This is a genomic window from Cupriavidus sp. WGlv3, from assembly GCF_023952475.1.
GTDB lineage: Bacteria > Pseudomonadota > Gammaproteobacteria > Burkholderiales > Burkholderiaceae > Cupriavidus > Cupriavidus phytorum.
In genome coordinates, this window is record NZ_JALHRX010000022.1 from 44,396 (window position 1) to 57,379 (window position 12,984).

Sequence of the window (12,984 nt, forward strand, 5' to 3'; positions counted from 1 at the left end):
AATGACTCAAGCATTTCCCATCGATGCCAAGCGCCGCCGCCTGCTCATCGGAGCCGCCGCGGGTGCCGCCGGCGTGCTGTTGCCGGCCACGCGCGCGCTGGCCGATCAGTATCCCGAGCGTCCCATCACCTTCATCTGCCCATGGCCGGTCGGCGGCACCGCCGACCAGTCGATGCGCGCGCTGTGCCAAGTGGCCGGCGGCATCCTCAAGCAATCGATCGTGGTGGAGAACCGCGCCGGCGCGTCCGGCATGATCGGCACCAAGGCGCTGGCGCGCGCCAATCCCGACGGCTACACCATCGGCCAGATCCCGATCTCGGTCACGCGCTTCGCGCAGCTCGGCATGCTGCAGCTGGATCCGCGCACCGAGCTGACCTACCTGGCGCGCACCTCGGGACAGACCTTCGGCATCGCGGTGCCGGTCAACTCGCGCTACAAGACGCTGCAGGATGTGGTCGCCGCCGCCAAGGCCAGCCCCGGCAAGCTCACCTATGCGCACGCCGGCATCGGCGGCGCCACCCATGTCGGCATGGAGCAGTTCGCGCTCGCCGCGGGGATCCAGTTCAATGCCATCGCCTACAAGGGCGGCGCGGCAGCGCTGCAGGACGTGCTGGCCGGGCAGGTGGAACTGCTGGCCGATTCCAGCTCATGGGCGCCGCACGTCGAAGCCGGCAAGCTTCGCCTGCTGGCAACGTGGGGCGAACAGCGCGCGACCCGCTTCAAAGACACGCCCACGCTCAAGGAGCTGGGCTACAACGTGGTGGTGGAAGCGCCCAACGGCATCGGCGCGCCCAAGGGCCTGCCGCCCGCCGTGGAAAAGAAGTTGCGCGATGCCTTCCGCGCCGCGGTCGCCAGCAATGAGTTCAAGCAGGTCGCGGCGCGCCTGGACGCGCCCGTGATGTACCTGGACGGGCCCGACTACAAGAAGTACGTCGCCAGCGTCTATGAACAGGAAACCCAGCTGATCCAGCGCCTCAAGCTGAAAGAACTGCTGCAGCAAAGCTGATGGCCCGAGAAGCCCAAGACCCAGTGAAATCCAATCCCGTCATCCGGCTGCACCCCAACGACAACGTGCTGGTTGCACGCAGCGACCTCGGCCTGGGCCAGCAGCTGGCCGATCCCGTGGTGCGCGTGCGCGCACAGGTGCCGGCCGGCCACAAGATCGCTGCCTGCGCTATCGCGGCCGGCACGCCGGTGCGCAAGTTCGACACCGTCATTGGCGTGGCCGCGCGCGATATCGTGCCGGGCGACCACGTGCATGCGCACAACCTGACGCTGGTCGACTTCTATCGCGATCCGGCTTTCTGCCAGGACGTGCGACCGGTCGACTACGTGCCGCAGGCGCAGCGCGCCACCTTCAACGGCTTTGTGCGCGCGGATGGCCGCGTCGGCACGCGCAACTTCATCGGCATCCTGTCGTCGGTCAATTGCTCGTCCTCCGTGATCCGCCAGATTGCGGCGCATTTCACGCCGCAGCGGCTCGCCGAGTATCCGAATGTCGATGGCGTGGTCGCCTTTGCGCAGACCAGCGGTTGCGGCATGTCGTCGCCGAGCGAGCATTTCGACGTGCTGCGCCGCACGCTGGCCGGCTATGCGCGCCATCCCAACCTGGCCGGCGTGCTGATCGTGGGGCTGGGCTGCGAGCGCAACCAGGTCGCATCGCTGGTGGAGTCGCAAGGCCTGGAGCCGGGGCCCGCGGTACATACGCTGGTGATGCAGGATACCGGCGGCACGCGCGCCACCATTGCGGCCGGCATCCGCGCGATCGAATCGATGCTGCCGGCGGCCAACGCCGCGGTGCGCCAGCCGGTGCCCGCCAGCCATCTGAAGATCGGTCTCGAGTGCGGCGGCTCGGACGGTTTTTCCGGGATCAGCGCCAACCCGGCGCTGGGCGCGGCGATGGATATCCTGGTGCGCCATGGCGGCACCGCGATCCTGTCCGAGACCCCGGAGATCCATGGCGTGGAGTTCATGCTGACCCGCCGCGCGGTAACGCCGGAAGTCGGGCAGAAGCTGCTGGACCGCCTCGCCTGGTGGGAGCGCTACACCGCGGGCCACAACGCGCAGTTCAACGGCGTGGTCGGCCATGGCAACCAGCAGGGCGGGCTGGCCAATATCTTCGAGAAGTCGCTCGGCTCGGCCATGAAGGGCGGCACCACGCCGCTGCAGGCGGTGTATGAGTATGCCGAGCCGATCGACCAGGCCGGCTTTGTGTTCATGGATTCGCCCGGCTATGACCCGGTGGCCGTCACCGGCCAGATCGCCAGCGGCGCCAACCTGATCTGCTTTACCACCGGGCGCGGCTCGATGTTCGGCTCCAAGCCGGCGCCAACGATCAAGCTGGCGTCGAATTCCACGATGTACCACCGGCTGGAAGAAGACATGGACATCAACTGCGGCCTGGTGCTCGACGGCGAGCTGAGCGTGCCGCAGATGGGCCAGCGGATCTTCGACCATATCCTGCGCGCGGCCTCGGGCGAGCCGACCAAGAGCGAATTGCTCGGCCTGGGCGACCACGAGTTCGTGCCCTGGCACCTCGGCATCGTCAGCTGAGCCGCGCTTCACCAATCCCTTTGTACACACATCGATGCTGACGCTTTCCGAGCCCACGCTGCTGCGCAGCCAGAACCTGATCGACGGCCAGTGGCGCGATGCCGGCCTGCGCGCGCGCCTTGCGGTGACCGACCCGGCCACCGCGGAGGCCTTCGCCAACGTGGCCGACAGCGATGCCGGCGACGCGCGCCTTGCCGTCGACGCCGCCGCCGCGGCCTTCCCGGCATGGAGCCGCCGGCCCGCGCGCGAACGCGCGCAATTGCTCAAGCGCTGGCATGCGTTGATCCTTGACCACCAGGAAGACCTGGCGCGCATTATCTCGACCGAACAGGGCAAGCCGCTGAAGGAAGCGCGCGGCGAGGTGCAGTACGGCGCATCGTACGTGGAGTGGTTCGCCGAGGAAGCCACGCGCATCTGCGGCGACATCGTTGCCGAGGCCGTGCCGGGCCGCAAGCTGCTGGTGCTGAAGGAACCGGTGGGCGTGGTCGCAGCCATCACGCCGTGGAACTTCCCGCTGGCAATGATCGCCCGCAAGATCGCGCCCGCGCTGGCCGCTGGCTGCACGGTGGTAGCCAAGCCCGCCGAAGACACGCCGCTGACCGCGTTGGCGCTGGCTTGGCTGGCGCAACAGGCCGGCATGCCCGCGGGCGTCGTCAACCTCGTCACGGCCTCGCGCGAACACACGCCCGGCGTGGTCGATGCCTGGCTGGCCGACAGCCGCGTGCGCAAGGTCACGTTCACCGGCTCGACGCCGGTCGGCAAGCACCTGGCGCGCGAATCCGCGGCGACGCTGAAGAAACTCTCGCTGGAACTGGGCGGCAATGCGCCGTTCATCGTTTTCGACGATGCCGACCTGGATGCCGCGGTCGATGGCCTGATGGCATCCAAGTTCCGCAACGGCGGGCAGACCTGCGTGTGCCCGAACCGCGTCTATGTGGATGACACCGTGCACGACGCCTTCGTCGAGCGCCTGGCACAACGCGTCGGCGCGCTCCATGTCGGCCCGGCCACCGAGGACGCCGCGCAGATCGGCCCGATGATCAATGCACGCGCCGTAGACAAGATTGCGCGCCATGTCGAGGATGCGGTTGTCAGGGGCGCGCGCGTGGTCACCGGCGGCAAGCGCGTGCGCAGCGCCGACGGTCCGCACTACTACGCGCCAACGGTGCTGGTCGATGCCACGCCGGCGATGGAACTGTCGTGCGAAGAGACCTTCGGCCCGGTCGCGCCGATCTTCCGCTTCCGCGACGAAGCTGAGGTGATCCGCGACGCCAACGACACCCCGTTTGGCCTCGCCGCGTATTTCTACTCCAACGACATCCGCCGCATCTGGCGCGTGGCGCAGGCGCTGGAGACCGGCATGGTCGGCATCAACGAAGGCGCGATCGCGGCCGAGGCGGCGCCGTTCGGCGGCGTCAAGGAATCCGGCTACGGGCGCGAAGGCTCGCGCCATGGGCTGGACGACTACATGCATACCAAGTACCTTTGCCAGGGCCAGCTCGGCTGAAGCGCCAGGCGTTGCCCGTTCGCACCAGGAATTCCACCATGCCCGCAAACAATCCCTTCAAGACCGCACTGGCCGCGCGCCAGGCGCAGATCGGCCTGTGGCTGTCGATGGCGACGCCGTACCTGGCCGAAGTCTCGGCCACCGCAGGCTTTGACTGGCTGCTGATCGACGGCGAGCACGCGCCCAACGACCTGCGCTCGACGCTGCACGCGCTGCAGGCCGTAGCAGCGTATCCGGTCCAGCCCGTGGTGCGCGCCGTGGCCGGCGAAGTGCCGCTGATCAAGCAGCTGCTCGATATCGGCGCGCGCAGCCTGCTGGTGCCGATGGTGGATACCGCCGAGCAGGCGCGCGCGCTGGTCAGCGCCACGCGCTACCCGCCGAATGGCATCCGCGGCGTGGGCAGCGCGATTGCGCGCGCCTCGCAGTGGAGCGCGCGCACCGATTACCTCGACGTGGCCGACGACGAAATCTGCCTGCTGGTGCAGGCCGAAACCGTCACCGCGCTGCAGAACCTGGAAGCGTTCTGCGCGGTGGACGGCGTCGACGGCGTCTTCATCGGCCCGGCCGACCTGGCCGCCTCGATGGGCTACCGCGGCCGCCCCGGCCATCCCGATGTGCAGGCCGCCATCGAAGGCGCCATGCGCACCATCATCGCTAGCGGCAAGGCCGCCGGCACGCTGACGTCGGACCCCGCGCTTGCGCGCCGCTACCTCGAGCTGGGCTGCACCTTCGTCGCCACGGGCGTGGACGTGATGCTGTATGCCAATGCCGCGCGCAAGCTTGCCGCTTCGTTCCGCGAGCCGCAGGCCGACGCTGCTGCCAGCAAGCCTTCTGCCGCGTACTGACCCGACTATTCTTCGCCTTAGCCCCATGAACGCCGAGCTACCGACCCCAGACACCACCTTGCGCGCGATGCAGGCCATTGTCGGCGCCAACGCCTGCCGCAGCGGCGAGGCCGACACGCAGTCCTACGTCACCGACTACCGCGGCATCTATCGCGGGCAGGCGCAGGTGGTAGTGCTGCCATCGTCGACGGAAGAAGTCAGCCGCGTGTTGCAGTGGTGCCATGCACAGCGCGTGCCGGTGGTGCCGCAGGGCGGCAATACCTCATTGATGGGCGGCGCCGTGCCGGATGACAGCGGCACCGCCGTGGTCGTCAACCTCAGCCGCATGAACCGCGTATTGGCGATCGACCCGGTCAACGACACCATGACCGTGCAGGCCGGCGTCACGCTGAGCGCGGCCCGCAGCGCCGCCGAGGCGCAGCAGCGCCTGTTTCCGCTGCGCATCGGCTCGGAAGGCTCGTGCCAGATCGGCGGCAACCTGTCGACCAATGCCGGCGGCACCGCGGTGCTGCGCTACGGCAATATGCGCGACCTGGTGCTGGGCCTCGAGGTGGTGCTGCCCGATGGCCGCATTTATTCGTCGCTGCGCGGCCTGCGCAAGGACAACACCGGCTACGACCTGAAGCAGCTGTTCGTCGGTGCGGAAGGCACGCTCGGCATCATTACCGGCGCCGTGCTCAAGCTGATGCCCCAGCCGCGCAGCAGCGCCGTGGCCTTCGTCGCGGTGCCGGACCCCGCCGCTGCCGTCGCCTTGCTCGGTGAGGCGAAGCGCCTGTCAGGCCAGGCCGTGACCGCGTTCGAACTGGTCTCCCGGCCGGCGCTGGACCTGGTGCTGGAATACCTCGGCAACGTCGCCTCGCCGCTGCAGGACCGGCACGACTGGATGGTGCTGGTCGAACTGACCTCCGGCAGCGACGCCGAAAGCCTCAACGCCACGCTGATGGAGATCCTCGAATCGGGCTTCAGTCAGGGCCTGGTTGTGGACGCCGCGGTGGCCGCCAGCCTGTCCGACGCGCAGACCTTCTGGCGCATCCGCGAAGAGATTTCCGACGCGCAGACCCGCACCGGCGGCAGCATCAAATGCGATGTCTCGGTGCCGCTGTCGCGTATCGCCGCGTTCGTGGAAGAGGCGTCGGCCAGAGTGTTGGAGCTGGTGCCCGATGCCCGCATGGTGATCTACGGCCATATGGGCGACGGCAACGTCCACTTCAATCCGCTGCGGCCCAAGGACCAGCCCGCGCGGGACTTTCTGGCGCAATGGTATGAACCGGTCTCCGCGCTGGTTGACGGCATGGCCCACGCGGAAAACGGCTCGATCTCCGCCGAGCATGGCATCGGCGTGGCCAAGCGCGACGACCTGACGCGCTACAAGTCGCAGGTGGAACTGGAACTGATGTGGCAGGTGAAGCAGGCGCTGGATCCGCTGAACCTGCTGAATCCGGGCAAGGTGCTGCCGGCACCGGCGCGCTAACGCGCGGGTATCGCAAAGGGGGGAGCGCGGGCAGGGGGAGGGCGCGCGTGGCATGAATCGCCCATCTGGGCTAAGGTGTCAGCTATCCAGAACGCAGCCGAGGCCGGGGCATCGCCGCCCGCAACCACGGCGCACAGCACGGCCGGCCCACCGGCCCAGACACCGATGACCGCCCAATCGCCCGACATCGCGCTCGCAGCTGCCCCCATCTCCATCGAAAAGCCCGTACTCAACTACCCCTGCGGCGACGCCCCCGAACCCGGCCGCGCACGCGAAGTCGCGCCCGGGGTGCTGTGGCTGCGCATGCCGATGCCGCTCGGCCTGAACCATATCAACCTGTGGGCGGTCCGCGACGGCAGCGGCTGGGCCGCCGTCGATGCCGGCCTGCAGACCCCGGAAACCGCACAGGCATGGCGCGCGCTGTTCGCCGACGGCGGCGCGCTGGACGGCGGGCTGACCCGCCTGTTCGTGACCCATATGCATCCCGATCATATCGGCATGGCGGGCTGGCTCACCGGCAAGTTCGACTGCCAGCTATGGATGACGCGGCTTGAATACCTGATGTGCCGCGTGCTCGCCGCCGACACCGGCCGCGCCGCGCCTGACGATGCCATCGCGTTCTATCGCAAGGCCGGCTGGGATGACGAGGCGATCGAGGTGTACCGCACCCGCTTCGGCGGCTTCGGCAAATACGTGCATGCCTTGCCCGAAAGCTTCCGCCGGCTGTCCGACGGCGATACCGTCCGCATCGGCGCGCACGACTGGCAGGTCATCGTCGGCACCGGCCATTCCCCCGAACACGCCTGCCTGTACTGTCCCGAATTGAAGCTGCTGGTATCGGGCGACCAAGTACTGCCCCGCATCTCCTCTAACGTATCCGTGTTCCCGACCGAGCCCGACGCCGACCCGATGGCCGACTGGCTGGCCTCGCTCGACAAGGTCCGCGCCGCCGTGCCGGACGACGTGCTGGTGCTGCCGGCGCATAACGAACCGTTCCGCGGGCTGCACGCACGGATCGACTATCTGCGGGCCAGCCAGATGCAGGCTCTGGACCGCCTGCGCGGCGCGCTGGCTGAACCCCGGCGGGCGGTGGATGTGTTTGGGGAATTGTTCTCGCGGCCGATTACGGGGAGTGGCGGGCTGCTGGGGATGGCGACGGGGGAGAGTGTTGCGCATTTGAACTACTTGCTGGCGCGGGGGGAGGTGGTGCGGGAGGTTGGCGAGGGAAGCTGCTACTGGTATCGGATGGCCTGATCAACTCTGGCGTCCCGATCCTGTACGTTTCATACACGTACTTTCGTTGCCGCACTGTTGGCAGCCTGCAACGGGCTGCCGTCTCGCCAAGGCAGGCAACAAGCCCATTGACGCGGCCGCAGCCTGCTCCGGCGTGGCCCCAGGCCGCGGTGTGCGTCGGATTCCAATACGTACGAAGTTTCCAGCCGCCAACATAAGCGTCCGTCCGGCAAAGTGCCGGAGTCGGACTCAGTGTAAATGCTGCGTCTGCACATCGGCGTCACGCTCACTGCTTCTTTTCAGCGCTCCTGTCTGGTCTGCACAAAACTTTTAACTCGTTCACTCCTTCGTTCTATAGAAATAGTACGGTGACAATATTGCTTCAGAAACGAGCGCGTTCTTTGGGCCATAATTATTTGTCGAGGATTTTTTACGTGAATAAGTATTTCGCTTTTATTGATTATCTTTACTTGAATAAATGTATTTTATAAATGACATTTTATGAGTTACCTTTGTCCAAATTGATCTGACGCAAAGTTACTGCTCTTCGTGTAAAACGACCATTTACCTACTTTTTGTTACATTGTTTTCGGAACCCTTCTCCCGCGTGGGTTTCCAGGTGGACAGTACGCCCCACATTAGCTCCTGCCAGGTCGACTAAGGGCCACAAAATCCGTTTGCAAGTGTCGTCATCCCCCTTGTGGGGGTGAAGTTGTATTTTGTTACCAGATGTTGCGTGACGCGCCCCGGCCGCTTATTATTGCGCCCTGCAAAAAGTAAGTGGCCGCAGAAAAGTGGTCAGGGTCAGCAAAAAACAGAAGCGGATAATGAGCGCAGCGGTTCGGGAAAGCGTTGAGCGCGCGGCGGCGGGAGGCTTGGTGGAGGGCATTTGCCAACACCAGGGCGGCGCCAGGGCGGCAGTTCTTCGTCAGGTCATGCCGGGGTCGGTCCAGTGCGGCGTCCGGCACCAATTGGTTGCCGTGGGCAGCCTTGCCCACATTTGCGTCGACATCGCAGATACTCACCAACGCCTGCAATGAGCCGGACATCAGTCCGGTCGGACGTTTCCATCGCAGTTTCCGTATGGCAAGCGCTGTTCCTGCGCGAGGCCAGCGCTCGCCTGGCCGGCGCGCGCGCGGCCTGGATCTGGATCCTGCTCGAGCCGGCGGCGCACATCATCTTCCTGATGGTGGTGTTTGGCGTGATCAGGCATCAGGTCAGGCAGGACGCCAACATCGAAGTGTTCATCCTCGTCGGGGTGTGGGGATTCTTCCTCGTGCGCAATATCGCGCAACGGGGCATGGAAGCCATCAATGCCAACCAGGCCTTGTTCTCGTACCGCCAGGTACAGCCGGTCGACACGGTACTGGTACGCGCCACGGTAGAGGCCTTCCTGTATGTCATCGTCGGCGCCGTGCTGCTAGCCGCGCTGGCGCTGCTCGACATCGATGTGCGGCCGGCCGACCCGCTGCTCGTGATGTGGTCGGCGTTCCTGCTATGGGCGTTCGGGCTGGGCCTGGGCCTGATGTTCTCAGTCATCGGCACGCTGCTGCCGGGCCTGGGCAAGCTCATTCGCATCGTCTTCACGCCGCTCTACTTTCTTTCCGCGGTCATGTATTCGGTCGCGAGCATGCCGCGGGCCATGCGCGAGGTGGTGCTGGTCAACCCGATCACGCACGGCCTGGAAGCGATGCGCAGCGGCTGGTTTGCCGCCTACCACGGCGAAGCGCATATCAGCCTGGGCTATCTGGCTTTCTGCGCGCTGGCCACGGTGTTCCTTGGCCTGGCCATGCACATGCGGTACGCAACCCGGCTGACCGCGCAATGATCGAGATCACCGACGTCCACAAGCGCTACCGCACCACCCATGGCTCGAAGTGGGTGCTGCAGGGCGTGACGCTCCGGATTCCGCAGAAGAGCCGCGTGGCACTGATCGGCGCGAACGGCGCAGGGAAGTCGACCCTGCTGCGGCTGGTAGGCGGCATCGACCAGCCCAACCGCGGCAGCATCGTCCGTAACTGCCGGGTGTCGTGGCCCCTGGGCCTGAGCGGCGGATTCCAGGGTTCGCTGAGCGGTCGCCAGAACACCAAGTTCGTCTGCCGCATCCACGGCATCCACGGCGCGCTGGCGGAGAAGCTCGAGTTTGTGCGCGAGTTCTCGGAACTGCACGACGCCTTCGAGGATCCGGTCAAGACCTATTCGTCGGGCATGCGCTCGCGGCTGGCGTTCGCCATGTCGCTTGCCTTCGATTTCGATACCTATCTTGTGGATGAGCTGACGGCCGTCGGCGACGCAGCGTTCAAGCGCAAGTCGCAGAAAGCCTTCGAAGACCTCGCCGGCCGTGCAGGCCTGGTGATGGTCTCGCACAGCGAATCCACCCTTAAAAATTTCTGCCAGTCGGCAGTTTGGCTGCATCAGGGCCAGGCGCACTGGTTCGATTCCGTTGAAGAGGCCCTGCACGCGTACAGGGACAGCATTCCAGCATGATGAAGACCATTACGTCGGGCGCCGCGGGGCAGATCGGGCGCCTGACACGAGTGAACACCCTGAACCGGATCTGGCAAGTCGCCGTGGCCGCGTGCCTGCTTGCCGTGGTGTACTGGAGCGTGATTGCGTCTGACCTGTATGTGTCGGAAGCGCGCGTGGTAGTGGAGCGCAGCGATGGCGTGGGCGCCAGCGCCGCGGACTTCACCTCGTTGCTGGTCGGCAATACTGCCCCTCAGGACTTGCTGCTGCTGCGCGAGTACCTGCTGTCGGCCGACATGCTCAAGAAGCTCGACGCCAAGCTCGGGCTGCGCAAGCACTACGCCGACAGCGGCCGGGATCCGCTGTCGCGCTTGTGGTTCGAGGATGCTTCGCTCGAACGCTTCCATGATTACTACCTGAAACGCGTCAGCGTCGAATACGACGACTTTGCGCGCGTCCTCGTGATCCGGGTGCAGGGCTACACCTCGGAGATGGCGCATGCGATCGCGCAGGAGTTGGTCGCCGACGGCGAACGCTTCATGAACGAGATGACGCACCGCATCGCCAGCGAGCAGGTCGTCTATATCGAGAAACAGGTACACGACCAGGGCGAACGCCTGAAGGCAGCGCGCCAGGCGCTGGTGGCCTACCAGAACGCCAATGGCCTGGTGTCGCCGCGCGGCGAGGTGGAAAGCCTGTCCACCGTGGTCGCGAACGCCGAGGCCACCCTGGCCGAACTGCACGTCAAGCGCAACTCGCTCAAGGACGTTTTCACGCCGCAGTCGCCGGCGATCCAGCAGATCGACGCACAGATCGCCGCGGTCGAACGCCAGATGGCGGAGCAGCGCGGCCGCATGGTCTCGACCAAGGGCCGCGGCCTGAACCGCGTGGTGGAAGAACACGACCGCCTGCAGGCCGCCGCCGAATTTGCCTTCGACATCTACAAGACCGCGATCGGCGCACTGGAGAAGGCCCGCATCGAGGCCACGCGCAAGCTCAAGAACGTAGCGGTCGTGCAAAGCCCGACCCGGCCGGAGTATCCGCTCCAGCCCCGGCGAATCTACAACATCGTGGTGTTCGTCCTGATGACGCTGATGCTGGCAGGCGTCGTGCAACTGCTCAGCGCCATCATCCGCGACCACCGAGACTGATCCATGCTTCGAAGAATCCTTGCTATCGCGGTCGCCGCGGCCAGCCTGGCCGGCGCCCACGGCGCGCATGCCCAGGGCGGCATGCGACTGCCGCAATCGTCGGCCGTCGGCCAGATGGAATACGCCGCGCTGGCTGCGCAAGGCGCTACCACCCCCAGTGGCGCAGTGGTCGCCAATCCCGGCGCGATCGGCGGCGTTGCCACCATCCCGGCACGTGCCGACACGCCGCTGCCAGACAGCGCCCCGCAGAACAACGACTACACCGCCAACATGGCCAGCGACGCCTTTGGCGCGCAGCTGTTCACCGGCGCATTCAGCCGCGACAGTGCTTCCGTCTTCAATCCCAGCCATGTCATCTCCGTTGGTGACCGCATCCAGCTGCGCATCTGGAACGGATACAACGTCGACACCGTATTGACCGTTGACGCCGGCGGCAACATTGTTTTGCCGGAAATCGGGCCGTTCCGTGTGCAGGGCATCACCAACGGCAATCTGCAGACCGCCGTCGGCAATGCACTGCGGCGTGTCTTTGCCAGCAAGGTGTCGATCTACGCCAGCCTGCTGGCCGCGCAGCCGGTGCGCGTCTACGTTACCGGCGCGGTGCGCCGCCCCGGCATGTACGACGGCACCTCCAGCGACAGCGTGTTGCGCTACCTCGACCAGGCCGGCGGCATCGACCCCGACCGCGGCTCCTTCCTGGACGTTGCGATCAAGCGCGGCAATCAGACGCTGGAAGTCGTCAATCTCTATGACTTCCTGCTCAAGGGCGACCTGACCTCGCGGCAGCTGAACAACGGCGACGTCATCTTCGTCCAGTCGCGCAAGAAGACCGTCAAGGTCAGTGGCCTGGCCGAAAACGCCAAGCGCTTCGAATTCCTGGGCGAGCAGGCCCGGCTTGACCAGATCGTGCGGCTGGCCAAACCGCTGCCCGAAGCCACCAACGTCCGTGTGGTGCGCAATACCGGCACGGTGCGCAATGTCGAGTACTTCCCGATCTCACAGGGCAACCAGATCGACCTGCGCAACGGCGACGAAATCGAATTCACCGCCGACAAGCGGCCCGGCACCATCACCGTCCGCGTTGAGGGCGAACACACCGGTCCCCAGGAATACGTGCTGCCGTATGGCAGCCGCATGGGTCAGTTGCTCAGCCAGGTGCATTTCACACAGGAGTCCGATAGCGAAAGCATCCAGCTCTTCCGCCAGAGCGTGAAGGCGCGCCAGAAGACGCTGCTGGGCACCACCCTCAAGAGCCTCGAATCGAGCGTGCTGACCGCACGTTCCGGTACGGCGGAAGAGGCCCAACTGCGGAAGGAAGAAGCGGCGCTGGTGCTGCAGTGGGTGGAACGCGCCAAGAAGATCGAGCCTTCAGGGCAGACGCTGATCGCGAAATCGACCACCCGCAATGATTTGCTGCTGGAAAACGGCGACATCCTCCGTGTGCCCGTCAAGGATGGGCTGGTGCTGGTCAGCGGGGAGGTGCTGTTCCCCAATGCCGTTGCCTATGACAAGAGTCTGGACCTGGATGACTTTATCCAGCAGGCCGGCGGCTTTTCGCAGAACGCGGATACGTCGCGAATCATCATTGCGCATCGGGATGGGAGTTTCTCGGATGGCAAGAAGGATGATGCGGTGAAGGCGGGCGACGAGATTATGGTGTTGCCGAAGGTTGATTTCAAGACGCGGCAGTTTGCTAAGGATGTGTTTCAGATTCTTTATCAGATTGCGATTAGTGCGAAGGTTGTTTTGGGATTGTAA

General features: G+C 65.5%; 11 protein-coding genes. 10 read left to right on the top strand and 1 reads right to left on the bottom strand.

All coding sequences use genetic code 11. The features are described from left to right. The first annotated feature begins 1 nt into the window (after window position 1). The 6 genes from MKD38_RS26130 to MKD38_RS26155 all read left to right on the top strand — a co-directional run bounded on the left by MKD38_RS26130 (window position 2) and on the right by MKD38_RS26155 (window position 7,630). The gene (locus tag MKD38_RS26130) at window positions 2-1,006 is read left to right on the top strand and encodes a tripartite tricarboxylate transporter substrate binding protein (protein WP_252681593.1); all 1,005 of its coding nucleotides are present in this window, start codon (window positions 2-4) and stop codon (window positions 1,004-1,006) included. Window positions 1,007-1,029: 23 nt separating this feature from the next. Continuing rightward, a complete protein-coding gene (locus tag MKD38_RS26135; protein WP_252681595.1) occupies window positions 1,030-2,553 on the top strand; it encodes a UxaA family hydrolase in 1,524 nt (507 codons plus the stop codon). Window positions 2,554-2,587: 34 nt separating this feature from the next. Further along, window positions 2,588-4,060 carry an NAD-dependent succinate-semialdehyde dehydrogenase gene (locus MKD38_RS26140; protein WP_252681597.1) on the top strand — a complete coding sequence of 491 codons (1,473 nt, stop codon included), beginning with the start codon at window positions 2,588-2,590 and terminating at the stop codon, window positions 4,058-4,060. 38 nt (window positions 4,061-4,098) lie between these two features. Next, window positions 4,099-4,905, top strand: a complete 807-nt coding sequence (gene hpaI, locus MKD38_RS26145; protein ID WP_252681599.1) for a 4-hydroxy-2-oxoheptanedioate aldolase — start codon at window positions 4,099-4,101, stop codon at window positions 4,903-4,905. 25 nt (window positions 4,906-4,930) lie between these two features. Then, window positions 4,931-6,376, top strand: coding sequence for an FAD-binding oxidoreductase (locus tag MKD38_RS26150; RefSeq protein WP_252681601.1), 1,446 nt, complete (start codon window positions 4,931-4,933; stop codon window positions 6,374-6,376). Between the two features lie 165 nt (window positions 6,377-6,541). After that, the gene (locus tag MKD38_RS26155) at window positions 6,542-7,630 is read left to right on the top strand and encodes an MBL fold metallo-hydrolase (RefSeq protein WP_252681603.1); all 1,089 of its coding nucleotides are present in this window, start codon (window positions 6,542-6,544) and stop codon (window positions 7,628-7,630) included. Between the two features lie 701 nt (window positions 7,631-8,331). Here the strand turns inward: MKD38_RS26155 and MKD38_RS26160 are convergent. Further along, window positions 8,332-8,658 carry a hypothetical protein gene (locus MKD38_RS26160; protein WP_252681605.1) on the bottom strand — a complete coding sequence of 109 codons (327 nt, stop codon included), beginning with the start codon at window positions 8,656-8,658 and terminating at the stop codon, window positions 8,332-8,334. Here MKD38_RS26160 and MKD38_RS26165 point away from each other — a divergent pair. The 4 genes from MKD38_RS26165 to MKD38_RS26180 are packed head-to-tail and all read left to right on the top strand — an operon-like array spanning window position 8,646 to window position 12,984. Further along, entirely contained in the window at window positions 8,646-9,437 is a 792-nt protein-coding gene (locus MKD38_RS26165) for an ABC transporter permease (protein WP_252681607.1), read from the top strand. The two genes, MKD38_RS26160 and MKD38_RS26165, sit on opposite strands and share 13 nt — an antisense overlap. After that, window positions 9,434-10,096 carry an ABC transporter ATP-binding protein gene (locus MKD38_RS26170; protein WP_111520272.1) on the top strand — a complete coding sequence of 221 codons (663 nt, stop codon included), beginning with the start codon at window positions 9,434-9,436 and terminating at the stop codon, window positions 10,094-10,096. The genes MKD38_RS26165 and MKD38_RS26170 overlap by 4 nt, the downstream gene beginning before the upstream one ends. Then, window positions 10,093-11,226 carry a KpsE/RkpR family capsule polysaccharide export protein gene (locus MKD38_RS26175; RefSeq protein ID WP_111520271.1) on the top strand — a complete coding sequence of 378 codons (1,134 nt, stop codon included), beginning with the start codon at window positions 10,093-10,095 and terminating at the stop codon, window positions 11,224-11,226. The genes MKD38_RS26170 and MKD38_RS26175 overlap by 4 nt, the downstream gene beginning before the upstream one ends. Before the next feature lie 3 nt (window positions 11,227-11,229). Further along, complete coding sequence (locus tag MKD38_RS26180; protein ID WP_252681609.1) at window positions 11,230-12,984, top strand: polysaccharide biosynthesis/export family protein; 1,755 nt, start codon at window positions 11,230-11,232, stop codon at window positions 12,982-12,984.

Coding starts and splice junctions, on each gene's coding strand:
- MKD38_RS26175 (WP_111520271.1), top strand. CDS start 10,093: ATGATGAAGACCATTACGTCGGGCGCCGCGGGGCAGATCGGGCGCCTG.
- MKD38_RS26170 (WP_111520272.1), top strand. CDS start 9,434: ATGATCGAGATCACCGACGTCCACAAGCGCTACCGCACCACCCATGGC.
- MKD38_RS26155 (WP_252681603.1), top strand. CDS start 6,542: ATGACCGCCCAATCGCCCGACATCGCGCTCGCAGCTGCCCCCATCTCC.
- MKD38_RS26150 (WP_252681601.1), top strand. CDS start 4,931: ATGAACGCCGAGCTACCGACCCCAGACACCACCTTGCGCGCGATGCAG.
- MKD38_RS26180 (WP_252681609.1), top strand. CDS start 11,230: ATGCTTCGAAGAATCCTTGCTATCGCGGTCGCCGCGGCCAGCCTGGCC.
- MKD38_RS26165 (WP_252681607.1), top strand. CDS start 8,646: ATGAGCCGGACATCAGTCCGGTCGGACGTTTCCATCGCAGTTTCCGTA.
- MKD38_RS26160 (WP_252681605.1), bottom strand. CDS start 8,658: ATGTCCGGCTCATTGCAGGCGTTGGTGAGTATCTGCGATGTCGACGCA.
- MKD38_RS26140 (WP_252681597.1), top strand. CDS start 2,588: ATGCTGACGCTTTCCGAGCCCACGCTGCTGCGCAGCCAGAACCTGATC.
- hpaI (WP_252681599.1), top strand. CDS start 4,099: ATGCCCGCAAACAATCCCTTCAAGACCGCACTGGCCGCGCGCCAGGCG.
- MKD38_RS26130 (WP_252681593.1), top strand. CDS start 2: ATGACTCAAGCATTTCCCATCGATGCCAAGCGCCGCCGCCTGCTCATC.